This is a genomic window from Holzapfeliella sp. JNUCC 72 (genome assembly GCF_053668685.1).
Genome location: NZ_CM132220.1, coordinates 189,212 through 214,648, shown reverse-complemented (window position 1 = coordinate 214,648; position 25,437 = coordinate 189,212). Strand labels below are relative to the sequence as shown.

At 34.8% G+C, this 25,437-nt stretch carries 19 protein-coding genes and 1 pseudogene; 5 read left to right on the top strand and 15 right to left on the bottom strand.

Annotated features, from left to right (window positions below):
* Positions 1 to 118: 118 nt before the first annotated feature.
* Positions 119 to 1,753 (bottom strand): peptide ABC transporter substrate-binding protein, encoded by a 1,635-nt coding sequence (locus tag JNUCC72_RS00960; RefSeq protein WP_454144034.1) that lies wholly within the window; start codon positions 1,751 to 1,753, stop codon positions 119 to 121.
* A gap of 123 nt (positions 1,754 to 1,876) precedes the next feature.
* On the bottom strand, positions 1,877 to 3,523 hold the full coding sequence (locus JNUCC72_RS00955) for a peptide ABC transporter substrate-binding protein (RefSeq protein ID WP_454144032.1): 1,647 nt from the start codon (positions 3,521 to 3,523) through the stop codon (positions 1,877 to 1,879).
* A 200-nt stretch (positions 3,524 to 3,723) separates the two neighbouring features.
* Here JNUCC72_RS00955 and proC point away from each other — a divergent pair, with 200 nt between their 5' ends.
* Positions 3,724 to 4,497 carry a pyrroline-5-carboxylate reductase gene (proC, locus tag JNUCC72_RS00950; RefSeq protein WP_454144030.1) on the top strand — a complete coding sequence of 258 codons (774 nt, stop codon included), beginning with the start codon at positions 3,724 to 3,726 and terminating at the stop codon, positions 4,495 to 4,497.
* A gap of 38 nt (positions 4,498 to 4,535) precedes the next feature.
* Here proC and JNUCC72_RS00945 read toward each other — a convergent pair whose 3' ends face one another.
* The gene (locus JNUCC72_RS00945; RefSeq protein WP_454144028.1) at positions 4,536 to 4,892 is read right to left on the bottom strand and encodes a hypothetical protein; all 357 of its coding nucleotides are present in this window, start codon (positions 4,890 to 4,892) and stop codon (positions 4,536 to 4,538) included.
* A gap of 98 nt (positions 4,893 to 4,990) precedes the next feature.
* Entirely contained in the window at positions 4,991 to 5,458 is a 468-nt protein-coding gene (locus tag JNUCC72_RS00940; protein WP_454144026.1) for a Dps family protein, read from the bottom strand.
* A gap of 233 nt (positions 5,459 to 5,691) precedes the next feature.
* On the opposite strand from JNUCC72_RS00940, the gene JNUCC72_RS00935 reads away from it, so the two are divergent.
* Positions 5,692 to 6,717, top strand: coding sequence for a threonine aldolase family protein (locus JNUCC72_RS00935; RefSeq protein ID WP_454144024.1), 1,026 nt, complete (start codon positions 5,692 to 5,694; stop codon positions 6,715 to 6,717).
* A 41-nt stretch (positions 6,718 to 6,758) separates the two neighbouring features.
* Here the strand turns inward: JNUCC72_RS00935 and JNUCC72_RS00930 are convergent, their stop codons facing one another.
* Both JNUCC72_RS00930 and JNUCC72_RS00925 read right to left on the bottom strand, forming a co-directional pair.
* Positions 6,759 to 7,331 (bottom strand): uracil-DNA glycosylase family protein, encoded by a 573-nt coding sequence (locus JNUCC72_RS00930; RefSeq protein WP_454144022.1) that lies wholly within the window; start codon positions 7,329 to 7,331, stop codon positions 6,759 to 6,761.
* 11 nt (positions 7,332 to 7,342) lie between these two features.
* Entirely contained in the window at positions 7,343 to 7,813 is a 471-nt protein-coding gene (locus JNUCC72_RS00925) for an Rrf2 family transcriptional regulator (protein ID WP_454144020.1), read from the bottom strand.
* A 97-nt stretch (positions 7,814 to 7,910) separates the two neighbouring features.
* Between JNUCC72_RS00925 and JNUCC72_RS00920 the strand changes: the two genes are divergently transcribed.
* Positions 7,911 to 8,759, top strand: coding sequence for an SDR family oxidoreductase (locus JNUCC72_RS00920; protein WP_454144018.1), 849 nt, complete (start codon positions 7,911 to 7,913; stop codon positions 8,757 to 8,759).
* 446 nt (positions 8,760 to 9,205) lie between these two features.
* Positions 9,206 to 9,742, top strand: coding sequence for a hypothetical protein (locus tag JNUCC72_RS00915; RefSeq protein WP_454144016.1), 537 nt, complete (start codon positions 9,206 to 9,208; stop codon positions 9,740 to 9,742).
* Between the two features lies 1 nt (position 9,743).
* On the opposite strand, the gene JNUCC72_RS00910 is transcribed toward JNUCC72_RS00915, so the two are convergent.
* From JNUCC72_RS00910 to JNUCC72_RS00870, 9 genes and pseudogenes are all read right to left on the bottom strand, one after another.
* Positions 9,744 to 10,085 (bottom strand): carboxymuconolactone decarboxylase family protein, encoded by a 342-nt coding sequence (locus JNUCC72_RS00910; RefSeq protein ID WP_454144014.1) that lies wholly within the window; start codon positions 10,083 to 10,085, stop codon positions 9,744 to 9,746.
* Positions 10,061 to 10,354: pseudogene (locus JNUCC72_RS00905) on the bottom strand (cupin domain-containing protein); the annotation flags it as partial. The pseudogene JNUCC72_RS00905 and the gene JNUCC72_RS00910, both read right to left, overlap by 25 nt.
* 93 nt (positions 10,355 to 10,447) lie before the next feature.
* Positions 10,448 to 11,389: a metal ABC transporter solute-binding protein, Zn/Mn family gene (locus JNUCC72_RS00900; RefSeq protein WP_454144012.1), complete on the bottom strand. Its 942-nt coding sequence runs from the start codon at positions 11,387 to 11,389 to the stop codon at positions 10,448 to 10,450.
* Positions 11,386 to 12,246, bottom strand: a complete 861-nt coding sequence (locus JNUCC72_RS00895) for a metal ABC transporter permease (RefSeq protein ID WP_454144010.1) — start codon at positions 12,244 to 12,246, stop codon at positions 11,386 to 11,388. Before JNUCC72_RS00895 ends, JNUCC72_RS00900 begins: the two co-directional genes overlap by 4 nt.
* Positions 12,243 to 12,989, bottom strand: coding sequence for a metal ABC transporter ATP-binding protein (locus JNUCC72_RS00890; protein ID WP_454144008.1), 747 nt, complete (start codon positions 12,987 to 12,989; stop codon positions 12,243 to 12,245). Before JNUCC72_RS00890 ends, JNUCC72_RS00895 begins: the two co-directional genes overlap by 4 nt.
* Before the next feature lie 145 nt (positions 12,990 to 13,134).
* A complete protein-coding gene (locus JNUCC72_RS00885; RefSeq protein ID WP_454144006.1) occupies positions 13,135 to 21,417 on the bottom strand; it encodes a hypothetical protein in 8,283 nt (2,760 codons plus the stop codon).
* Positions 21,418 to 21,689: 272 nt separating this feature from the next.
* Positions 21,690 to 23,246 (bottom strand): glutamine-hydrolyzing GMP synthase, encoded by a 1,557-nt coding sequence (gene guaA, locus JNUCC72_RS00880; RefSeq protein WP_454144004.1) that lies wholly within the window; start codon positions 23,244 to 23,246, stop codon positions 21,690 to 21,692.
* Positions 23,247 to 23,317: 71 nt separating this feature from the next.
* Entirely contained in the window at positions 23,318 to 24,241 is a 924-nt protein-coding gene (gene coaA, locus JNUCC72_RS00875) for a type I pantothenate kinase (RefSeq protein ID WP_454144002.1), read from the bottom strand.
* On the bottom strand, positions 24,241 to 24,705 hold the full coding sequence (locus JNUCC72_RS00870) for an acyl-CoA thioesterase (protein ID WP_454144000.1): 465 nt from the start codon (positions 24,703 to 24,705) through the stop codon (positions 24,241 to 24,243). Before JNUCC72_RS00870 ends, coaA begins: the two co-directional genes overlap by 1 nt.
* Before the next feature lie 97 nt (positions 24,706 to 24,802).
* Here JNUCC72_RS00870 and JNUCC72_RS00865 point away from each other — a divergent pair, with 97 nt between their 5' ends.
* On the top strand, positions 24,803 to 25,435 hold the full coding sequence (locus JNUCC72_RS00865; RefSeq protein WP_339968094.1) for an SGNH/GDSL hydrolase family protein: 633 nt from the start codon (positions 24,803 to 24,805) through the stop codon (positions 25,433 to 25,435).
* Positions 25,436 to 25,437: the final 2 nt, after the last annotated feature.

Genomic DNA, 25,437 nt, shown 5'->3' with positions numbered 1-25,437 from the left:
CTAAAAAATAAGTACTGTTAGATTATACATTTTTTTAGTAAGTACGCCAATAATATAACTATAATTTAGTAAGTGAAAAACAAAAAAGATAATGCTTTTGCATTATCTTTTTAAATTACTACTCTAATTCTAGCCATTTGTAATCAAATTTGGCACCAGCAGGATGTGCAACATAATTCTTGATTTTTGGATTAATCATATGCGCTTCTGCAACCTGGTAAAGAGGTGCGACAGCTTGCGTTTCTAACTCTAACTTTTCAGCATTAACTAAGTCTTCAAAACGTTTCTGCGGATTTGTTACATTGGTTGTTGCTGCGGATTTAAGTAGTTCGGTATAAGTCTCATTAGTCCAGCGACCTGAATTATTATTTTGTAACAAATCAGTAAAAGTAGAGGCATCAAGATAATCTGCACCATAAGAAACCATAGAAACATCAAAGTTACCAGCTCTAGAGCGTTCTAACCTCACCGAAAACGGTACAGGTGTTAGATTGACTTTAACATCTGGCAGTGTACTTTCAATAACATTTTGAAGATACTCGATAACTTTCTTTGCCGAGTCTGTATCAGAAGAAAGTATACTAAATTCAAATTTGTCTATTCCTAACTCCTCTTGTGCTTTTGCAAAATACTCTTGTGCTTTTTTGGTATCAAACTGATTGTATGTGTATCCTACTGCTTCCGTAAAATCTAAACCTGTAGGCGACTTCATTAAGTTTTTGGGCACTAACCCTGTAGCTGGTATTGATCCATTACCTAAGATTGAATCCGTTAATGCTTGTCGATCAATAGCTGTTGAGATTGCTTTGCGTAAATTTTCATTTCTAAACGGCGAGGTTGATTCAATCTGGTTAAAGTTTAAATATTGTGTAGTCGCCTGTAGAAATGGTTGATAAGCTTGATTAGCCTGATTTTGTTGTGCTAATTCTCCTGTCAACACAATATCATCCGCTTGATTATTTTGAAAAAGATTCAAAGCAGTTGCAGAGTCTTTTACAACATTCATATTAATCTTATCTATTTTAACGTTATCTTTATCAAAATATTTGTCGTTTTTGATATATGACCATGCAGTATCTGTTCCAGGTCCATAAAATCCTTCTAATTTGAAAGGACCGTTATAGACCGATGTTTCACTCTTTAAAGCATAATCCTTGCCATATTTTTCAACTGCTGATTGATTTTGCGGAAAAAATGATGGCAACGTTAATAATCTTTCAAAGTAGGGAACTGGAGAACCCAGTTTTATTTTTAATTGATAATCTGAAGTTGCTTCAATTCCTAAATCTTCAACTTGCTTTTTACCATCTCTTATTTCTTTAGCATTTTTAATAGACTCAAATAAATAAGCATATTGTGAAGCAGTTTGTGGATTAACCGTTCTTCTCCAGCTGTAAACATAATCGTGTGCTGTGACAGGATCACCATTTGACCACTTCGCATTTTCATTAAGATCAAAGTTGTATGTTAATCCATCTTCAGATATCTTGCCTTTTTCTTTTGCACCTGCAGGTATTAAATTATTATCTTTATCCTGACGGTAGAGTCCTTCATAAATATTATTCAAGGCTGTATAGCTAACAGTATCTGTTGCTAACGATAAATCTGCTGTGGGTAATTCTTGTTGGGCAACAAAATTAAGAGTTTTAACATTACTGTCACTCGGGGAACTAGACTGTCTACTTGTTGAACATCCTGATAGCACCAAGGATATAGTTATTATTGTAGCTACTGCTATATGTTTCAGTTTCATATTAATCTCCTTAATTTATTAACTATTATCGGTGCTTTATAACTTACTAAAAATTAGTTTAAAAAGGTTATAAATAAAAAGGCAAAATCTACTTTCATAGTTTTTGTCTTTTTATTTTAATTATTATTCTACTTCTAACCATTTATAATCAAATTTAGCGCCAGCAGGGTGAGAAACATAATTTTTAACTCTTGAATTAACCATGTGAGCTTCTACACCTTGGTAAAGCGGTGTTACACCTTGTGTATTTGATAACAATTTATCAGCATTAACTAAGTCTTCGAAACGCTTAGTTGCATCATTAACATTAGTTGTTTTTGATGAGTTAATTAAATTGTCATACTCAGCGTTACTCCATTGGCCACGGTTATATGAGTTTCCTGTTACGAATAAGTCAGTGAAACTTGATGCATCAAGGTAATCAGCACCCCATCCGCCTAATACTAAATCAAAATTACCAGCTTTTGATCGTTCTAAACGAACAGAAAATGGTACTGGATTTAGTGAAACTTTCACACCATCTAAATTAGATTGAATCGTGTTTTGTAAGTATTCAAGAACTTTTTTAGATGAATCACCATCTGAAGCTAAAATACTAAAGTCAAGTGAGGTGATACCTAATTCTTGTTTGGCTTTTTCCCAGTGTTCTTTTGCTTTAGCTGCATCATAAGAAACACCTGCACTCGCTACATCTGAGAAGTCTTTTCCATCAGGACTTGTCATTGTTCCTTTTGGTACTAAACCAGTAGATGGTTGTGATCCATCACCTAAAATTGAATTTGTTAGCGCTGTTCTATCAATTGAATAGCCAATCGCTTTTCTTAAGTTTTCATTTTTGAATTTAGAATTAGCATCACGTTGGTTATATTCCAAGTATGATGTTCTTGCGTCTGCAACTGCTTTAAACTGTGAATCATTTCTGTTTTGTTGTGCTAACTCACCTGTTAAAACAATGTCGTCTGCTTGGTTACTGTTAAATAAGTTTAGTGAAGTTGACGATTCTTTTACAACGTTAACGTCAATCTTATCAATCTTCACGTTATTTTTATCCCAGTATTGGTCATTTTTAGCATATGTCCAAGTTGTATCTGTTCCTGGTCCATCAAAACCTTCTAATTTGAAAGGACCATTATATACAGAGTTATCACTTTTTGTTGTGTAATCCTTACCAAATTTTTCTGCCACAGCTTGATTTTGTGGGAAGAATGATGGAAATGCTAATAATCTTTCAAAGTACGGGGTTGCTTGGTTAAGCGTGATTTCTAATTCATAATCTCCCGTTGCTTTAATTCCTAGTTCACTTTTATCCTTTTTACCTGCTGTGATATCTTCGGCATTTTGAACAGGTGCAAATAAGTAAGCATATTGTGAAGCAGTTTCTGGGCTTACGATTCTTTGCCAGCTGTAAACATAGTCTTTAGCCGTTACAGGATCACCATTTGACCATTTAGCATCTTCTCTTAATTTAACTTTGTAAGTCAAACCATCTGCTGAAATTTCAGCCTTTTGGCTTGCACCTGCTGGTTCTAATTTGTCATCTTTATCTTGACGATAAATTCCTTCATAAACATTATTTAAAACTGTAAAACTAACTGTATCTGTCGCTAGTGATAAGTCCGCAGTAGGCAATTCTTGTTGAGCTACAAAGTTTAAAGATTTCACATTGCTTGTTTCTCCACTTGAACTTTTACTGCCACTACCTGTAGAACATCCTGATAGCACTAAGGCTGCTGACATCAATAATGTTGCAGCTGCAAAACGTTTTTTCATCTTCTTTCCTCCGAAAATTAATTTTTTATTAGTATTTGTTGATTATACATGAGACTAAAATAAAAAATCAATAGCTTTACTGACATTAATTTTTAATATAATTTTTATATAGCACTATTATCCTTGCTAATTTCAATTAAAGTTGTGGGCTGAATGTGATAAAATCACCTTATAAAATACAGAAAATAGGAGACTTTAAAATGAAAATCGGACTAATTGGTGCTGGAAAAATGGGAACAGCCATGATTAAAGGTTTCATTAATCATGGTCAAAACCCAAAAGATATTTGGGTCAAAACAGGACACTACCAAAATGCTGTGAAGTTAAGTGATGAATTAGGTATTACTGCAATTGAAAATTTACCATCAATCAAGGATGTTGACGTTATTATTTTGGCAACCCCTGCATCTTTAATTATTCAAACACTTAGTGAATTGAACCAGCTAATTCCACAAGACATGCCTCTAATTTCAGTTGCGGCAGGTGTTTCATTTAGTGAAATGAAGCAAGTCTATCCTAAGCTGCCACTTCTGAGATGCATCCCCAACACGCCAGTTGCCATCAATCAAGGAATGATTAGCTACTGCGCCAGTTCAGATTTATCTCAAAGTCAAGAAAGTATCACGATCAACCTCCTTAACCAACTAGGACACACCGTTGAAGTCCCTGAAGAAAAACTGGCGATTGCTGGTACAATTGCTGGATGTAGTCCTGCTTTTGTTGATGTTTTCATCGAAGCCTTAAGTGATGCCGCTGTCACAAACGGTCTGGACCGTGCATTGTCTTATGAAATCATCGCTGAAATGATGAAAGGATCAGCCGCATTAGCTGCTGAAAGTAAGCAACATCCTGGTATCTTAAAAGATAACGTCACTTCACCTGGTGGTGATACTATCAAAGGCGTTGTCGCACTTGAGAAAAACAACTTTAGATTTGCTGTAATTGATGCTATCAATACCATTTTAAAAGATTAAAAAAACAACAGCTCAGATAAGCTGTTGTTTTTTTAATCTTATTTTTTTGATTGATTATGGCGGCTCAATTTAATGACTAGAGCAATCGCAAACCACACAACTATTACTATGCCATAAGTCAATAATAGCTTTGTTGTCCACAATGTGTGATATTTAAAAGGAGAGCGACTTATAATTTCGATATGAAACCCCATCATTGTGTTGATTACTTGTTGTTGATTTTGAATAGCCATCGCATAAAAAAAGTCAATAATCAATAATCCTAAGTAAAATAATGTTGCGCGTCTAAAATGACGGATAAGAAAAACTAAACCAGGTGACTTTTCTTGTTTATCTTTTTCAAATTGTTTAACCTTATTTTCTAAATATGAAACTAAACTACCTCTTTTACTCAAAAAATATAGTTCCTCCTAATTTTAGTATTAAAAAATATCATATCATAAATTGGATTTCAAAATAAAAAACGCTTGCTAACTAGGCAAGCGTTTTTTTATTAATCATCAATTTGAGGAGAATTATTTAATTCAGCTTGAAGCATCCAAATTTTCTTTTCGATTGCAGTTTTGAATCCGATAAAGATATCTTGAGTACCTAAGTCTTTTTCTTTATCGCTGACATCAATACCTTCTTGATATAGCGTTGCTAGATAACGATAGTCATCAGCTAATACATTCAACCTTTCAGGAATTGTGCGTGAAAAATCACCTTTTTCATCATCAATATGAGTATGGTCTGAAAGCTCTTGTAAAGTTGAGTAAGGTGCACCGCCTAATATAATGAGTCTTTCAGCAATTACATCTAATTGTGCGTCAATTTCATCTTTATAATTATCCATTAAGGGATGCAATTTCAAGAAATTTGTTCCTCTCATATACCAATGTGTTTGATGAATCACCATCGACATTTGACTTAAATCAGCGACGAGTTGATTCAAAACTGCTTTTGTTTGTGAATATTGCATAATCAATACCTCCACTTTTAAACTGAATTGTTCACAACTTTATTATACGCTGGTTTCATTTTTAGCCAAAATATAAAGACTTCGTATTTCGTATTCGGCATAATACGTATTGTTTAATTGACAGTATCGAAGCCAGTTTTGTATCCTTTAAGTGGAGGAATATAATGAATTTTAAAACCATACTTATGGTTCTTATTACTAAGTTGTCTCAAACATAAACGGAGGAAAATTAAATGTTATCTTTTGCAACCGATTATTTAGAAGGTGCACACCCTAAAGTACTTGAAAAACTAGTTGAAACCAATATGATTCAAGAACCCGGTTATGGGACTGATAGCTTTAGCCAACAAGCTGCAGATAAAATTCGTGAAACCATCAATTGTCCACAGGCTCAAATCACTTTTTTAGTTGGTGGAACGCAAACTAACCAAGTGGTTATCGATTCTGTTCTAAAAAAATACGAAGGTGTTATCGCACCAGATACTGGTCATATTGCTACTCACGAAGCGGGTGCAATTGAATTCACAGGTCACAAAGTTTTAACAATCGAAAACGTCGATGGTAAAATATCTGGTGAACAAGTTGACCAATATGTTAAGGACTTCTACAAAGATCCTAACGAACCACACATGGTGCATCCAGGAATGGTTTATATCTCACAACCAACCGAATACGGTACACTTTATTCTTACGATGAATTAAAAGCACTTTCTAAAGCTTGCCACAAACATGATTTAACCTTATTCATGGATGGCGCACGCTTAGGTTATGGCTTGATGAGTGATCAATGTGATATGACTATGGCTGATGTTGCCGAATTATGTGACGTCTTCCATATTGGTGGAACAAAAATTGGGGCTTTGTGTGGTGAAGCAGTTGTCTTCACTAAAAACAACGAACCTAAACATTTCACCACTCTAGTTAAACAACATGGTGCACTTCTTGCTAAAGGGCGTTTAACAGGAATTCAATTTTTAACACTCTTCACAGATGACTTATATCTAAAAATTAGTAAACACGCCATTGATATGGCAAAACGAATTAAAGACGGGTTCTTGCAAAAAGATTATCGTCCTTACATGGACTCACATACTAACCAACAATTCTTTATTGTTGATCATGAAACTATTGCAAACCTTAAAGAAAAAGTCGACTTTGCCCCTTGGGAAAAATACGACGAAGATCATATGATTATTCGCTTTGTAACTTGTTGGGCAACAACTGAGGAAAGTGTTGACGAGTTGTTAACTTTAATCTAAAGCAAACCAAAAAAGCATTATGACTAAGTCATAATGCTTTTTTATCTGTTTAATATTTTTTGAACCCTTTTTTGCAAATCTGGAATAATTTCAGTTTCAAACCAAGGATTATTTTTCAACCAAATATTGTTTCTAGGAGACGGATGAACAATTGGAAAGTATTTTGGTAAATAAATTTTATAATTCTTTACTGTTGTGGTTAATTTATCAGACGGCTTTAGATGCAAATAAAAATGTTGGGCATAATTGCCAATCAAAATAATTAATTGCAGTTGCTGTAGCTGTGCAATTAACTTAGGATGCCACTTCTCAGCAATAGTTTTTCTAGGTGGCTTATCGCCACTTTTAGCTTTTCCAGGATAGTAAAAATCCATCGGTATAATTGCGAAATTATGCCCATCATAAAACGTTTCAGAGTCAACACCCAACCACTTTCGCAATCGTTCACCACTTTTATCATTAAACAAAATACCAGTATCTTGAACTTTTTTACCCGGAGCCTGACCAATAATTAAAATCTTAGCTTCTGAATTAATTTGATAAATCGGTTTCAATCCTTGTTGCGTAAAACTGACATTTTCTTTATCGGCCATAATTTGTTTTTGATATAACATATGACTCCCTTTTAATTTAAATATTTTTCAATCACATCATAATTTTGTGGTCGCTTTTGATATTCAGTCAATGCAATATCTTTAACCAAAGTACTGAGTTTGATTTTCGACATTTCATGTTCAATTTTCTGCTGCAATTCATTATAGTGTTTTTCTAGAATTTCTTGAATATTAGCACCCACCACACATGCCACATTTGTTTTTTGATCAACTTGAATTAGGTTGGTATTTCCTTCAATACTTTGGTAAACGTCTAAGAGTGTTATTTCATTTATTTCACGTGATAACCTCGGCTTTGCTTTGCCAACTTCTGTTTCAATTAACTGACTCTTTTTTAATTGCCCCATTATTTTTCTAACATTTGCGGGATTAGTTTGAATACTTTCAGCAATTTTTGCACTCGATAGATAATCGGTATCTTGGTACATTTCAATATAAAGCAAAATGTGAATAGCATCGCTAAACTGAATTGAATACTTCATGATTACACCTCTGTGTTTATTTCTTGACTTATCTTATCACATTCTTTATGATGATGGTGTAAATTATAAAAATACAGGTTTGGGATTGGAGATTTATATGAACTATTTAATAACAGGTGCTACCGGTGATTTAGGTTACAAAACTTTAACCTACTTAAAAGATAAGGTTGATAACAATCATCTTTTTGCGTTAGCTCGAAGCCAAAATAAAGCTGACAAACTAAAAAAAGAGAACTTTCAAGTTCGTCTGGGAGACTATAGTCAACCACAAACGCTTGAAAGAGCTTTTGCAGCCATTGATGTTTTATTTTTTGTATCTGGTAATTCTGAAAATCGCAAAGTTGAACACCAAAATGTTGTCGATGCTGCAAAAGCAATGGGTATTTCAAAAATTGTCTACACTAGTTTAGCCAACTTAGAAAACTCTACTAGTATGATGGCACCTGATCATCTTTACACAGAAAATGCGATTAAAGAATCTGGAATTGCCCATACGTTTTTAAGAAATAACTGGTATTTGGAAAATGAACTGCCACTTATACAGCATGCTCTTCAAACTGGAGACTTTACTTATACAACTAAAACTGGAAAAGTTGCTTGGGCATTAAAACGCGAATATGCTGAAGCTGCAGCTAATGCATTACTTGATGCAACACTTCCTGAAATTGTCGAACTTTCTGGAAAACCCAAAAGTTATTTAGATTTAGTCGATGCTTTAAATCATAATAGTTCAGCAAAAATCACTATTAAATATGGTAATGATCAAGACTTTATTGACAGTTTAACTAGTAACGGACTACCAAATGAAGTCGCTCAATTCTTTTTAGCTATTCAAAAAGATATTGAAAATAATGAATTAAACTTTCATTCTGATCAATTTGAAAAACTACTGGGTCATCCCCTAACACCATTAAGTGAAGCTGTTACTGAAATTATTTCTTTTTAAAATCAAAAAGGACTCAACTAATTGTGTTGAGTCCTTTTTGGTGTCTTTTTAAGTCATTATATAACTATTGGCTATTCTAGCAAAAAGCCAAATTTGATGTAAGGATTTTTTTGAGTTGCATTTTATTTCTCAAAATGTTTTAATTTAAAACAATTAAACAATTGAAAGGACAGTTTTTGATGACTAATTTAACTTACTCACAACAACTCTTTTTTAACTTTAGTCACTTTAAGTAGTGCGGGCGTATGGTTGACTCGATACGAACGCACTTATTCGTTCGTATCTTAGTGATTAAAGTCAACTTGAGTTAATAACTAGATGCGATAATTTTAATTCATCTAGTGCTTAAGTTGAAAGTCTTTCTTAAAACTGTCTTTTTTACTCATTAAAACACCTAGATGACTAATATTCATCTAGGTGTTTTTTATTTTATTGGAGGAATTTTTATGCGTATTCATACCCTAGGACCTAAAACAACTGACAGCTACTTAGCTGCTGACCAGTTAATTGACAACAAAAAAGCCAAGATTGTTTTACATTCATCTTTTGAAGACATTTATCAAAATTTAGATGACTTAAAGAATGACTATTTTTTAGTACCGGTTGCTTACCAAAATCATCAACACCAGACTAGTTTTGCCAATTATCATTATCGCTACTGGCAAAAACTATCAATTATTGAGACTTTCAGCCTCGAAACAATGCCCATGGTTTTACTTGAAAATCTTGATAATCGGAATTATCAAATTGCCTTACATGCAGCAACTACTGAACTCATGAATAGTACTTTTGCTACGTCTAAGTCACCAAAGGCTTTATTTGTTCAAAGCAAACCACTAGCATTTGATGCCTTTAACAATGGTGACTGTCAGTATGCAATTGTCAGTCATAATTTTGATGAGTATGAGCTAAATCACCTAAATTATCGGACGCTAAAAACTTTTACTCCTCAAATGATTTGGTGCCTTTATCACATCAACTAATTTAATCAAAAACTTCTTTAGCAATTGTAAATGCTGACCAAGCTTTTGGCCAACCAACATAAAAAGCTAAATGTGTAATCATTTCTGACACTTCTGCTTGTGTTAACCCATTTTTTTGTCCCATTTGTAAATGAGCTTTTAATTGTTGAAAGTTTCCACCTGAGATTAATGCCGAAATTGTGATCATGCTACGATCTCTGGCTGATAATTGATCTTGTCTTGACCAAACCTCTCCAAATAATACATCATCATTAAGTTGTGCAAATTTTGGCGCAAATTCACCTAAATTATCTCTTCCTGCTGTTTGCTTAGTCGTTTTTATTCTCCTAACTGTTGATACCAATCTTCACTAACTGCTTCTAACCATTCTGGTGTTCCTTTAGTAATAGCAACATGTGAAAACCAACTATCTTTTTGAGCACCATGCCAATGCTTGACACCATCATGAGTAACGACAACATCTCCTGGTTTGAGTGCTCTGGCTGAATGGCCTTCTTCTTGATACCAACCTTCTCCACTTGTGACTAGTAGTAATTGATAACCTTGATGATGGATGTGCCAATTATTACGACATCCGGGTTCAAAAGTCACATTTGAAACGTTCACATCAATTTGATTATAATTTCTAATATGAGTCTATTACTTAGAGTAAACTCTAAGTCAAGTTTTTTTGCAAAAGAAAAAAGCACGCTTTTAAAGCGTACTTTATTTCGTCATACCTTCAATTATTTTCGTAATATTCCAGTCCATCATACTGTAGTAAGTATCACCTGGATTACCTGCTTTGGCTAAAGAATCTGTAAACAATGTTGAATAAATCGGCAACCCTGTTTCTTTAGCTACTTGTTCCATTGCCTTAGGTGAAACTGATGATTCTAAAAATAAGCTTTTAACATTAGCAGCTTTAATTTTAGCCAACACTGTTGTCATTTGTTCAGGTGTTCCTTGTGATTCAGTATTAATTTCCCAAATATAAACTGGGGTCACTTGATAAGCATTAGCAAAATATTTAAATGCACCTTCAGAAGTAACTAATAATCGCTGATTTTGTGGAATAGTTGCAAATTTTTCTTTAGCTGATTGATGTAACTGTAATAATTTTTGACAATAATTTGTTGCATTTTCTTGATAAAATTCAGCATTTTTTGGATCTTTTTCACTCATTACTTTGGCAATATTTTGAACATAAATGATACCATTTTCAAGATTTAACCAAGCATGGGGATCGACTTCATTTTCATCCGTCGTCAACTGTTGTGGCGTAACTGACTCACTAGCCGAAAATACGTCCTGATTGAATACTTTATGACTGGTTTCAACTAATTTAGTAAACCAACCATTACCTCCCGTTTCTAAATTTAACCCATTATAAAACACTAAATTAGCTTCCGTCGTTTTAGCAATATCACTAGGTTGAGGTTCATATTCATGTGGATCCGTTCCTCTTTTAACAATACTATATAAGTCAATTCGGTCCTGTCCCACAGTTTTAACCATATCTTCTAGAATCGAATTGGTTGTCACGATGTGTAATTTTTCACTTTGATTTTGTTGAGAAGTACGATTGCTTTTTCGATTTTCCAAAAACCAAAACACACTGCTAATCATTACTAAAACAGAAAGCAAACTAATTAAAATTCGTTTCATTTCACGCCACCTCGCTGTTTAAGTGTTTTTAGTAACACACCTTGTTTTGGAGAGAATAGGAAAGATAAAAAGAAAATAATCGCTGCAACTAGAACAATCGCTGGGCCCGATGCCCAATTTAGCGTGTAGCTTAAGTACAACCCAATCATTGCCGATACCGTTCCCATTACTGCGGATAAAATCAATAAGTTTGATAGTCTTTCCGTCCATAAAAAGGCAGTTGCAGCTGGTGTGATTAACATAGCCACCACTAAAATAATGCCAACGGTCTGAAGTGCCGACACTGTCACTAATGTCAACATTAGCATCAATCCATAGTGAATGACCTGAACTTTTAAACCATAAGTCTTAGCGTAGACTTCGTCAAATGACGTAATGACTAATTCTTTATAAAAAATTGAAACAAATAAAATAACTAGTCCTAAAACAATCACGGTTGTCATAATATCACTGTCACTAACTGCTAAAATATTTCCAAATAAAATGTGATGTAAATTGGTGGAACTTTCAGCCATTGAAATCAAAATGAATCCTAAAGCATAAAAAGCACTAAAAATAATACCAATAGACGTATCCATTTTAATTTTAGTGCTAGAAGCCACGAATCCAATCAAGATGGCTGCAATAATTCCAAATATAGAAGCACCTAACAGCACATTAATGCCTAGCATATAGGCAATAGCCACACCTGGTAAGACAGCGTGTGAAATAGCATCGCCCATCAATGACATGCCTCGCAAAATAATAAAACTCCCAATAATTCCTGACATGACCCCGACCATGATTGCCGTTAGTAACGCACTTTGTAAAAAGTCATATTGAGATAGTGCTTGTAAGAAATCAGTAATAGAACTCATTTGGTCTGATCCTCCTGACGATTTTTAAATAAAACGTGCGACAAGTCAGCACTAAAGGCTTGTTGAATATTTTCTGGTTTATAAACAGCTGATGTTGGGCCAAAATCGACAATGCCATGATTCAAAATTACTAAATCATCAAAGTACTGTGGGGCTTTATTCAAGTCATGATGCACCACAATAATCGTTTTATCCTTTTGTTGCCAATCATGCAAAATATTCATAATAGCACGTTCACTTTGTAAATCGATACCCACAAATGGTTCATCCAAAATGACAACTTGAGCATCTTGAACAATAGCTCTAGCCACAAAAACACGTTGCAGTTGCCCACCTGAAAGTTCACCAATTTGACGGTTTTTCAACTCTAATAATCCGACTTGCTCAAGGGCGTTAGTTGCTTGCTTTTTTTCTAACTTACCTGGATTTTTAAACAGGCCTAACTTGGCGTAAGTTCCTGACAGTACAACATCAAAAACACTAATTGGAAAAGTTAAATCTAAATTCTTACGTTGTTCGACATAGGCAATCTGTTTTTGAATTGTCTTAATGGATTGATCATTATAACTAATTGTGCCATTTTGTTTCTTTACTAACCCTAGAATTGATTTCACTAAAGTTGATTTACCTGCCCCATTTGGTCCTATAATTCCTGTAATTTTCCCTGAGTGAAAAGTCACATTAATATTGGCTAAAACGGGGACTTCTTGATAAGAAACTGTTAAATCCTTAACAACTAACATACTAACCCTCTTTTCTTAAAACTTGTCCTACTAGTTTAACGTTTTTTAATCTTGTTTACAATATTATTTAGGTTTACTTAACTTTTAAGAATAATAAAAACGCATCTTCGACTTAGTCGAAAATGCGTTTTTTGTTTAGCATTAATTATTGAAGATTTGTAACATATTTAGCTTCAATCCATTGATTGTCATTTCCTAGACAATAATAAAGTTCACCACTAATACGTTTTTGGCTAACGACTTTCCATGCTGTATTTGCAAAAATAGCTTGGTTTGTCATATTACCATTTTTATCTCTTAAATAAATCGCATGGTTGGCTGGCACATTACCAACACTTGCTACTCCTGTAGTAGGTGTTGGTTCTGCTGGTTTAAGATATTGCGTTTGGACCCATTGATCACTATCTTTGGCATTGATTCGAGTATAAGAAATACCATCAATCACTTTTTCATCGTATGTTTTCACATTTGCAAGCGATGATTCTGTCATCTCACTCGACTTCATTGCATTCTGATCTGAATTCCAAACCAAAACACCATATCCTGAAATATAATTCACGACACCAGCTTTGGATGATGGATCTGCTAGATATTTAGTCTGCAACCACCCTCTATTATTCGCTAGTTTAGTATAGGAAATACCATCCACGACTTTTGTTTCTTTAGTTGCACGAACACTATCTTTGTGATGTTCGTAGCTAGTTGTTTGAACCGGCTTACCATCTACCATGTCCCAGATTAATACCCCTTCATTAGGTACGTGAGCAACAGTTGTTTGCTCCATATTCGCACTAATCGAGTTATAACCATTGATGTAGGCTTTTGACTTACCTGTTAAATCAACTTTAACACCATTTGTTAAGTCTTTATCTGCTTGTGCAATACCATTTTGATAATTGTCATAAGCTTGTTTATAAGCGGCCATATAACTACTGCTATAAGTTCCACCAAACATAGATAAATCTGCTAATGGTCGACCATTTTCTCCATCGTTTTCTCCTGATAACTGACCGCTACCTAAGTTATTTAGGTAGCTTGAGTAACCACTATCATAACCGAATTTATAACCTACTTTATAAGCTGCTGATTTATCTTTAGTATTTGCTGACGCACCTGATAATCCACTACCTTGACCGGCTTTGGCTCCTTCAAAACCTTCAGTATAAAACTCTTGATAGTCTGGGTATTTGTTTTTGTTATTTTGACTACGACCATTAAGATAATCTTTTTGGCCATAAAGTGCTGCTTTGGTTGCTTTGTAACTATCTTGGTATTGCTTAGATTGACCAGATAAATCATCTTCTTTATTCAAACCAGACTTCAATGCATCATCATGTCCTGTTTGTGCTTCTGTATACCCTTTTTCATATGCCTTAGTTTTATCTGTTGGCATTGGGGTTGTACCAGCTTGGTAAGCTTTTACACCTTGAGCAATAGCTTCATAACCTTTGGTATAAGCTTGTCCCGCATCGTCTGCCTTGTTGTCTTTGCTTAGACTAGCTGTAATACCTGATTGAGTATCTCTGTACCCTGCTTTGTAACTTTCACTATGAGTATCAGTTTCTGATAGGTCGACAGTTGGATTAGCTAGTGCTGCTTTAATTCCTTGATAACGATCATAAACTGCTACATATTGAGCATTTTGTCCTGTCGCCTTTGATTCAAGTGGTGCACTAAATCCAGCTTTAGCCCCATCAAATCCTGATATAAAGTCAGCGTTACCGTTTGGTGTTTGATTTGGATTTCGTAATGCTTCTTCTGAACCTTTTCTTGCTTCTTCTGCTTTTGGATAAGCTATATTATATGCATCTTGATATGCTGGTGTTTTATCTGAAAAGTCTGTTTTAGCTGGCGTTTTTGCTAGAGCATCTTCAGTTGCTTGCTTAGCTCCTTCATAACCCGTCTCATAAGATTGACCTTTTCCAGATTCTTTAACAGTTTGACTTTGATAAGCATTGCTTCCTTCAGTTCCAACTTGAGCACTAGTGAATCCTTCAATAAAGGCTTGGCTCTTACCTGTTGTATCTGTTATTGGATTATCTCGATAAACATCATGACCTTTATCTGCTTGCTCATAACTTTCTTGATAATTCTTAGATGTTTCTTGTTTATCTTGACCATTCACATAGTCTGATGCACCTTTAACAGAATCATAAGCATAATTATAACTAGCTGATGCATTCACTTCTTTTTGTGAATTTGATTTCACAGCCTCTTTAGCTGCTTTATAAGCATCTTGATAATTAAGTTTTAATTCTCCAGTATAACTATTTGACTTATCTTGATTTACTTTAGCATCTGCCATCGCTTTTTGACTTGTCGCAATCATATTATAAGCATCTTGATATGCTTTTGATTTTCCTGAGAATTCAGTTTTTACTGTACCATTATTATAATCATTTACACCATCTTGACTACCTGTATAAGCTTCATCATAACCTTTTTGACTGGTTGGATTGCTTTCATACTGTGATGTATTTACCCTATCACGGCTGTTTAAGTAGTCATCACGACCTTGCAAGGCTGCTTTGGTTGCTTTGTAACTATCTTGGTATTGCTTAGATTGACCAGATAAATCATCTTCTTTATTCAAACCAGACTTCAATGCATCATCATGTCCTGTTTGTGCTTCTGTGTAGCCTTTTTCATATGCCTTAGTTTTATCTGTTGGCATTGGGGTTGTACCAGCTTGGTAAGATTCAACACCTTGAGCAATAGCTTCATAACCTTTGACATAAGCTTGTCCCACATCGACTGCCTTGTTGTCTTTGCTTAGACTAGCTTTCATACCTGATTGAGTATCTCTGTACCCTGCTTTATAACTTTCACTATGAGTATCAGATCCTGATAGTTCAACAGTTGGATTAGCTAAAGCTGCTTTAATTCCTTGAGCACGATTATAAGCTGCTACATATTGAGCATTTTGTCCTGTCGCCTTTGATTCAAGTGGTGCACTAAATCCAGCTTTAGCCCCATCAAATCCTGACTTAAAGTCAGCATTACCGTTTGGTGTTTGATTTGGATTTTCTAAAGCTGCTTCTGCACCTTTTCGTGCTTCTTCTGCTTTTGGATAAGCTGTATTATATGCATCTTTGTATGCTTTTGATTTACCTGTTAAATCAGCTTTTTCAGCTTTTGCTAGACCATCTTTCGTTCCTTCTTGAGCACCATCATGCCCATTTGTATAAGCTTTATCCTTACCATATTTATCAGATTTTTCTGATTGTTTTTGGTAGTCATCACTACCTGCAGTTCCTAAAGCTTTGCTATATTGTCCAGCTTTGTAATCGGCTTTTTTCTTATTATCATCTCGATGAACATTATTATAACCATCAACTGCATTTTGATAAATTTCTTCATACAAAGCATCTGATTTTTGTTGCGATTTACCATCTACGAAGTCATCAACTGCTTGTTTAGCTGTATCATATCCTGCTTTATACGCTGAATCATCATTATATTGCTTCTTGGTATTATCTTTGTCACTATCAGTAGTATTTTCTGCTTGATAAGACTTAGCACCAGCTTTTACTGCATAATAAGCTGATTGATAACCTTGGTCTGATGAGCTAGTTGTTGATTCCACACCACTTGCTAAAGCATCGGTTGTCCCTTGACCTAAGTTATATCCAGTCTGCGTATTAGCATCTTTTGAAACATTATTAGTGTCTTTTGCTAATCCTTTTTGGGCACCTTCATAACCTTTATTGTAAGCACTGGTTACGCCGGAATTATACTTACTTGAGTCATTTTTAATGGCATCTTGGGCACCATCACGTGCTTCTTTAGCTTGTTGATTGGCTTTGTTGTAAGCATCTTTGTAAGCTTTGCTCTTATTATCTGCCTTCAAATCAGATTCTGATTTAGTAATTCCTGAAGCCCCATCTTGCTGTCCAGCTTTTGCACCGTTAAAACCATCTTTTGAAGCTTGCGAATCACCAGGAGCGCTTGTCGTATCTGCTAGATATTTATCAGCACCTGCTTGCTGTTCTTTAGCTGCTTGTCTAGCTTCCTTGTAAGCTTGTGATAAATTACCCTGTTGAACACTTGAATCATTGTCTGATTTGTTAACATTATCATAACCCGCTGCTGCTTTATCATAGGCATCTTTATAAATGCCTTGACTGTTATCTTTTGCTGATTCTCCTGCTAGATAATCTTTAACGGCTAATTCTGCTTTGTCATATCCAATTTGATATGCTTTATCATTTGTATAACGATCTGTATCTTTAGAAACACTTTGATAATCTCTTTGACCATCGTCAACAGATTTAACACCACTCTCATAAGCATTAGTTGGTTCTCCTGCTACAGCTGTTGCTTTGTTTGCTAATCTATCAGATATTCCTCTTGCTAGATTGTATCCGGTTTGGTAATTTGCTTCGGTAGATTTTGTGCCTTCTGAAGGTCTAATAATAAAGTCCTTCGCACCTTCGTATCCAGACTTATAGGCTTCATTATTATTTTCCGGTTTACTTTGATCATTTTCATTCAATGCTTCTATTGCACCTTGACGAGCAAGAAATGCGGCTTTACTAGCAGCCAAGTATGATTTGATATAGGCTTGCGGCTTTTGTTTTAACTCGTTCTCTGTTTTAGCTTTTCCGGTATAACCATCTTTGGCACCGTCTGTTTGACCATCACGAGCACCTTCGAATCCAGCTTTATAGTTTGAATCTTTAGATTTTTCAGCATCCATTCCTTTGGTGCTATCTTTTGCAAAGTCATCGGCACCTTCAGCTTGTTTCTTAGTTGAGTTATATGACTTTTGGAATGCTTGAGATTTGCCTACTAGTTCAGCATCATTTGATGTTTTGGCACCCTTTTCGGCTTCTGTATATGCTGTATTGTATGCTGAGTTACTTGGTTCTTGATTTCCTCTACCTTCTAGGTAGTCATCAATCGCTTGAGCTGTTTTATAACCATCTTTAAAGGCTTGAGGTTTTCCATTCAAATCTACAGATGAGTTGCTATTGAATTGGTTATAACCATCTTCTGCATCTTGATAAGCTTGTTTGAAGGTTTGAGTTTTTGAAGAATCATCTTTGGGGTCTGATTGACCGGCTAAAAACGCATCTTTACCTGATTGATATTCAGACTTTCCTGATTTATAAAATGCAGAATTACTAAATTCAGAAGTTTCTGAATTATTTTTGGCATCTTGTATCCCTTTAGCAGTCAACCTATAGCCATCTGAGACACCATCTTTATCTGGGTTAATTGTATTTGGCTCTTCACCAAGTGCATCTTTTATACCCTTAGTGTTATCGAAACCGGCCTTATAATTTTCACTATCAAGCGAAATGGATCCTATGTCGTACGACTCATCTTGTGCTTTTCTAGCACCGGCATAAGCATCTTCATAAATATCACCTTGTCCTTCTTGTTTATTTGTTACAGGACTTGATGTTGCATCTAGTATAGCTGCTAAAACTTTTTCTCCTCGATTATGACCTTTTTGATAAAGTGATTTTTCCGGCTCATCTTCTGGCTGGTTATTGCTGTTCTTTAAGGCGTCATGATAACCATCGTTTTCAGCATTTCTACTAGCATTCGCTTTGTCATAACCACGATTATATGAAGTCAAATCTGATGCTGAACTATTATTATTTACTGCAGGTTGTTTTAATGCATCCTCATATCCTGATTTCGCACTTTCATAACCTTTTTTGAAGTTTTCATTAGTTAAATTAGGTTGATACCCAGAATTAGTCCGATTATTCAAGTAATCACTAGCACCATCATAGATATCAGATTCACTCGTATCTACAGTAGCTCTACTCATATCTAAAGTATATTCATCACTACCAACAAAATATTGGCTATTTACTGATAAGGACTGAATGTTACTCCGTTGAGTATCTTTAGGTAATAGAATAGAGAACGAAATAGGTGTGTCATCAGCAACACTAGGTTTATTAATTTTTTGATTATACTTTATATTATTTTTGTCTTCTAATTTATAATCAGTATTTTTAACTGTTGCATTCACACTTTGACCATTCAAAGTAGCACCTAAATAAATAGGAAATTTTTTCTTACTTGTATCTTTTAACGAATCTAAAAGTCGGTAGGTCCCCGTGATTTTTAAAGCACCAGTTTTAGCGTCTTTTACTAACTTAATACTATCATCATCAAATTTGAATGTAGGAGTAACACCAAAGTTAAGGTAGCGTGTTTTATTAGCCTTTTCTTTTATTGAAGCTCCACCGTATTGGGCATAACTATTGGGTAACTCTGAATCCTTACTTTCACTATCTTGATTTGTGGCTTGGTACGTTTTTAAACCATCTTGAGAAGATGGAATTATGACGTTCGAATAAGCCGTACTGTCACTACCAAATGTAATATTTTGAATATTGATATCACTCCCAGTAGCTATAGCACTTCTTTCTCCTTCATTATTGCTTAGATTAAATACTATTCCACTGACTTCTTGATTATTTAGCCGGTATGTATCACTAGATGGATTTTGAATATCAATTTTCCCAGAACCGCTAGTTTTTAGTAGAGTATAATTTGCAGTACCATCAGCATACAATCCTATGCTTGATTTTTCTTTAACCGTCAACCCACCTGACGTACTTACTAAACTTGCCCCCTGGTTTCCCCCACCAGTCTTTTCTACGATAAATTTACCATTATTTTGGACAACGACATCACCACCAATGTTAATCGGATTAGAATTATATAAGTTTCCATCCATTTTTACATTGAAATGCCCGCCATCAACAATTAATTTCGCCTTGTTTTCAAGGGATAGTGCGCTCGCCAATTTTTCGTTATTATATTTTTGAGGTTCAATATTTAGTCGAGCATCCTTGGAAACAAGTAAGTTTCCTCCATACATATATAACCCATAGTCTAAAGCATTATCACCTTTAGGATATAAATTAACAGTAGCACCTGGTTTTATTTCAACATTTGGACCATTAACTAAATAAAGAACACTTCCATTATTAGTATAGCCACTGAAATTACTATTTTCTTCAAAATAAATTTTTGAAGCCCTAATATTTTCTTGACTTGCTCCTGCAGATTCTAATTCTAGATAAAGACTTTCGGGAACTCTATCCTCAGTATTTACTACAATGTTTTTAGGTTCATAGTTAAAATTATTTGAATTAATCTCTACTTTATTTTTGATATAGACTGTTGTTTTTTCTGATTCTATAAGTTGAGGGCCTACATAACTCACATTATCATAAGTCACATTAACTTCAATGTCTGCACTAATAGGACCATAATATTCTATCCCGTACATTTTAGCATTTTTGATGTTGACAACACCCCCTGCTTTTTTTTGTACGTATTTTGAATTGGCAAAATCAATTGTATGTCCACCACCATCAAAATTAAGTATATTTTTTTTAACTTCTATATCACCATTACTTACATCCCACTGTTTTCCTGATCGGCCTCTTTGTGACCACATAGTAATGTCTTTAACAACTTTAATATTGCTGATACGGTCTTTTTGTTCAGATCCACTTCCAATAATAGTTTGGTCTTTAAGAGACGCATCTAGCTGTTCTGCATTAGAAACCAGAACCGTTTGATTATTATCTCTAATGGATTTACCCGTATCATAGGCAGAGCGGTACTTCTCTTCAATGCTATTACTGTCGGCATTGTTAGTCCCTAACACAACAGCATCATAAGCTTTTTGGTATGCTTGTCTATATTCCTCGCTACCTGAATTGGGAAGTGCTCTGGATTTTTGACTATTATCACTCAAATTATAGCTTTTACTCATATTTAAAGCATCTTCTTCAGCAGCTGCTTTACCTGCAGCAATACCATCTTTTTCTTGACTAGCTTTTTCTGCTGTTATATTTTTACCAATGGCAAAACCTTTTTGATAAATAGCATCTTGGTTAATTTCAGAATTTGCACCGTTGTTATTGACTTTTCCAGCTATTAAACCTTTATAGGCTTTTTCATAGCTATCTTTTTGTTCCCTATTTTCTATTGTAGAATTTCCATTAATTTTTGCTGCTTCAATACCTGCGTTAGCCCCTTGAACTATAGGACTGTTGTTATAAGCCTCATCATAAGCTCTTTCATAATCTGAATTTCCAGAAGACTTGTCTTTATAATTCCAACCATCTAAATAACCTTGTTTAGCATTATCATAAGCTGTTTTATAATCACCACTTTGATCATTATATACGGTGTCTACGGTTTCAGAATTAGCCGTTTTAATACCATCATTATATCCATCGCTAGCATTTTTTAAGCTTGAGCCAGAACTAATTTCTGCTCCTGATCCATCAGCCATAACCTGCTGGCTACCAGTTTGAACAGTACTAATGGCTCCAGCACCTAGCAATGCAAAAGTTGCAAGTGAAGCCACAACCCATTGCTTTTTCACTTTTTTCATTATTTTCTTTTCGTTTGTTTTTTGTATTTTATTTTTGTTATACATATACGCGCTCCCATCGATATAATTCCACTTATTGCTTATACTTACTAATCTAAAGATAGTGATAGTTATTTTACAGATTATTTAGGCAAAAAGCAAAGTTAATGATTATTAAAAAATTTTATTAATATAGTTTAAATCCTATATCAATACACTTCTCTTCCTAAATATATCTAAATTTAGGTTCAGACTTTAACAATTCTTAATATTTTCTAAAGATTTGTATCAAAAAAAGCCTTACAACCAAAATGATTGTAAGGCTTTTAAATTTAAGATTATTCCCACTCAATAGTTGCAGGTGGCTTAGATGTAATATCGTAGACGACGCGGTTAATGTTTTCAACCTCATTTACGATACGAACTGAAATGTGTTGTAACACATCCCATGGAATTTTAGCAAAGTCAGCTGTCATGCCATCAATTGAAGAAACGGCACGAATACCGATTGTGTAGTCATAAGTACGACCATCACCCATAACACCAACTGAACGGAATCCAGGTAATACAGTAAAGTATTGCCATACTTCACGTTCAAGACCAGCGTTTTTAATTTCTTCACGTAAGATGTAATCACTATCACGAACAGCTTTTAATTTTTCTTCAGTTAGTTCACCGATAACACGAATTCCAAGACCTGGTCCTGGGAATGGTTGTCTCCAAACAAGGTCTGAAGGCATCCCTAGTTCTTCACCAAGGTGACGAACTTCATCTTTAAATAACGTATTAAGTGGTTCAATCAAGCTAAATTGCATATCTTCTGGCAATCCACCAACGTTGTGGTGACTCTTGATTGTTTCAGCAGTAGCTGTACCACTTTCGATGATATCTGTGTAAAGTGTTCCTTGAGCAAGGAATTCAATTCCATTTAGTTTAGTTGCTTCATCATCGAAGACACGAATAAATTCGTTACCGATGATTTTACGTTTCTTCTCTGGATCGCTAACGCCATCAAGTTTAGACATGAAACGGTCTTTTGCATCTACTTTAATAATGTTAAGTCCGAATTTTCCTTCTAAACTTTCCATTACTTGTTCAGCTTCACCTTTACGTAATAAACCATGGTCAACAAAAATACATGTTAATTGATCACCAATAGCTTTGTGTAGTAGAACACCTACAACACTTGAATCTACCCCACCTGAAAGACCAAGAAGAACTTTCTTGTCACCAACTTTTTCACGGATTTCAGCAACTTGTTGTTCAATAAAGTCACCCATTGTCCAGTTAGCTTCAGCTTTAGAGATTTCAAATGTGAAGTTACGTAAGATATCCATACCATAATCAGTATGACGAACTTCCGTATGGAATTGGATACCATACATATTCAATTCTTTGTTTTCGATAGCTGTAATTGGGGCATTTTTACTTGTTGCCACAATGTCAAAGCCGGCAGGTGCTTCGATTACTAAGTCACCGTGGCTCATCCATACTGTTTGCTCTTTTGGTGTATTAGCAAACAAACGGCTTGTTTCATCTGTTACTTGAATTGGGGCACGACCATATTCGCGGTTATCTGCGGCTTCAACACGTCCACCCAGTTTGTAAGACATTAATTGAAGACCATAACAAATACCCAAGATAGGAATACCTAGATTGAAGATTTCAGGATCAATACTGAAAGCACCTTCATCATAGACACTCATTGGTCCACCAGAAAGAATAATCCCTTTAGGATTAATGCGTCTGATTTCATCGGCAGAAGTTGTGTTAGGTAGTAATTCTGAGTAAACACCTAAATCTCTAATTCTGCGTGTAATCAATTGATTATATTGACTTCCATAATCAAGCACGATAATTTTATCTGCTTGCACACTGTCGATTGCTTTTGACAAATTGGCCACTCCTTTATACTAATTAATAAAAATTATACGTGATATTGTACCACGTTTCAAATAAACTTTTTCTAATACTTGCGAAGTAAAACCCGGTCAATCACGTGATGTTCACCCTTATGCAAAATCACATTTGCACGTGACTTTGTTGGGGCAATATAGTCACGCAAATTGACTAAATTGATATTTTTCCAGACATCTTTGGCCACTTGATAAGCCTTCTCTTCACCCATTTCAACAAATTTCGCATAGAAGTTTGTTGGATCTGTTTTGGCATAATCAAATAACGTCTTAAATCGCTTCAAGAACCAAGATTCAATTAACTCCTCATCAGCATCTAGGTAAATTGAAAAGTCAAAGAATGCCGTTAGAAAAATATCTGAGTTAGGTGGCAACTGTAAAATGTTGATTCCTTCAATAATCAAAATATCAGGACAATTCACAACCTCATACTCATCTTTAACAATATCATAAATGCTATGAGAGTAGACAGGATATTTTACATTTGATTGCCCTTGTCTAACTTTCAATAAAAATTCATAGAACTTCTGCATATCATAGCTTTCAGGGAATCCTTTTTGTTCGGTTAGGTTTTGACGTTTTAAGTCTTCATTAGAATACAAAAAACCATCAGTAGTCATTAACTGTACACTTAGTTTTGGGAATAAGCGATCAATCAACGTTCTCAATAACCTCGCCGTTGTACTCTTACCAACTGCCACACTTCCTGATATTCCAATAATAAAAGGACTTTTGTGTTGGTTAGTTTGTAAAAACTGATTTTGTTTTTGGTGTAAATCACGACGATTATTCCAGTGAATCTGCAAGAGTTCAATCAACGGGTAATAAATTTCACGGACATCTTGTAATGAAATACTATCATTTAATGCTTTTAATTCTTGTAATTCATCTTCGCTAATAATTTCTTCAAAATGGTACTCAATTAAATCTTGCCAATCTGCTCTTGAGAAAGCATGGTAATTTTTAATGGGCATTATAAGTCACCTTTTTTTAGTAATTTGAATACGCGTTGATGCGTTTTTTCACGCGCATTCAAACGATTTTCAAAGTTTTCTTGTAATAATTCTTCAATATCAGTTTGACCTTCAATTGTGGGTAAAATGACATCTTTGTCAACAGTTACAAACGTAAACACCGCATAGTTAGTCAGCTTATTGCGACTATTATAGACAGCCGCAAGTACTTCAGCTACACGCTTTTTAGTTTGGAGAACTTGCGCACGAATTGTGATAGTTTCACCCAAATCAATCGGACGCATAAAGCGAATCGTATCGACACTTCCGGTCACCATTCGGGCAGTTGTTAAGGTTTGGGCAGCACTTGCCATCGTATTATCTAAAATAGCCATCAAGCGACCGCCAAACAAGATGCCACCACTATTCAAATCTGATTCTTCTACGGTAAATTGGTATTGAACCAAAGTTTCTTTCATTAACATTTTTAATCTCTCTTTAAAAAAATTTGTCATTAGGTCTATTGTAATCTACTATTAAATAGATAGAAAGTTTTAAACTCAAAAAGTTAGGAGGGTTCTCATGGCCAAAATCTTACTTTTTGGTGATTCCATTATGGGCGGTTTCAAGAATGGTCGCCACACTTCTGCCATCACCAAACCGATTCAACAAGCTTTTCCAAAAGACACCGTCATCAATGTTTCCATTTCTGGTGCCACAACTGATGATGCTTTAGATTACTTATCACTAAACGTTTTAAATGCAAAACCACATGTTGTGGTCCTTGCTTTTGGTGCTAATGATGCGGCTGTTAAACTTGGAATGACACCTGGCCGATTTAATACTAATTTGAATCGCATCATCGAAAAAATCGGACCTAAAAAAGTTATCTTAGTTTCACCACCATACACTAACTGGCGTGTTGCTTCAAACCAATCATGGCCTCGCATTTTACAATTTGAATTAGTGGCAGAGCATGTGGCTCACACTTATCATTTACCTTATCTTGATCTGGCTGAAGAAATGCAAAAAAGCACACATGTTAACCGTTATCTTCAAAAAGATGGTATCCATTTTTCTGATTCTGGTAACCGTTTACTAGTGAAAAAATTAATTCCATTGATTGCTTCTAAAGTGAAACGTAAAACTTTTAAAAAACGTCCTTATTCTGCCAGCAAAAATACCGTAACTAAACAAAAAAACCAACAAGTTTAAAC

Excerpts from the sequence above, each read along its gene's own strand:
- JNUCC72_RS00960 (WP_454144034.1), bottom strand. The coding sequence starts at position 1,753 with ATGAAACTGAAACATATAGCAGTAGCTACAATAATAACTATATCCTTG.
- JNUCC72_RS00955 (WP_454144032.1), bottom strand. The coding sequence starts at position 3,523 with ATGAAAAAACGTTTTGCAGCTGCAACATTATTGATGTCAGCAGCCTTA.
- proC (WP_454144030.1), top strand. The coding sequence starts at position 3,724 with ATGAAAATCGGACTAATTGGTGCTGGAAAAATGGGAACAGCCATGATT.
- JNUCC72_RS00940 (WP_454144026.1), bottom strand. The coding sequence starts at position 5,458 with ATGCAATATTCACAAACAAAAGCAGTTTTGAATCAACTCGTCGCTGAT.
- JNUCC72_RS00935 (WP_454144024.1), top strand. The coding sequence starts at position 5,692 with ATGTTATCTTTTGCAACCGATTATTTAGAAGGTGCACACCCTAAAGTA.
- JNUCC72_RS00930 (WP_454144022.1), bottom strand. The coding sequence starts at position 7,331 with ATGTTATATCAAAAACAAATTATGGCCGATAAAGAAAATGTCAGTTTT.
- JNUCC72_RS00925 (WP_454144020.1), bottom strand. The coding sequence starts at position 7,813 with ATGAAGTATTCAATTCAGTTTAGCGATGCTATTCACATTTTGCTTTAT.
- JNUCC72_RS00920 (WP_454144018.1), top strand. The coding sequence starts at position 7,911 with ATGAACTATTTAATAACAGGTGCTACCGGTGATTTAGGTTACAAAACT.
- JNUCC72_RS00915 (WP_454144016.1), top strand. The coding sequence starts at position 9,206 with ATGCGTATTCATACCCTAGGACCTAAAACAACTGACAGCTACTTAGCT.
- JNUCC72_RS00900 (WP_454144012.1), bottom strand. The coding sequence starts at position 11,389 with ATGAAACGAATTTTAATTAGTTTGCTTTCTGTTTTAGTAATGATTAGC.
- JNUCC72_RS00895 (WP_454144010.1), bottom strand. The coding sequence starts at position 12,246 with ATGAGTTCTATTACTGATTTCTTACAAGCACTATCTCAATATGACTTT.
- JNUCC72_RS00890 (WP_454144008.1), bottom strand. The coding sequence starts at position 12,989 with ATGTTAGTTGTTAAGGATTTAACAGTTTCTTATCAAGAAGTCCCCGTT.
- JNUCC72_RS00885 (WP_454144006.1), bottom strand. The coding sequence starts at position 21,417 with ATGTATAACAAAAATAAAATACAAAAAACAAACGAAAAGAAAATAATG.
- coaA (WP_454144002.1), bottom strand. The coding sequence starts at position 24,241 with ATGCCCATTAAAAATTACCATGCTTTCTCAAGAGCAGATTGGCAAGAT.
- JNUCC72_RS00870 (WP_454144000.1), bottom strand. The coding sequence starts at position 24,705 with ATGTTAATGAAAGAAACTTTGGTTCAATACCAATTTACCGTAGAAGAA.
- JNUCC72_RS00865 (WP_339968094.1), top strand. The coding sequence starts at position 24,803 with ATGGCCAAAATCTTACTTTTTGGTGATTCCATTATGGGCGGTTTCAAG.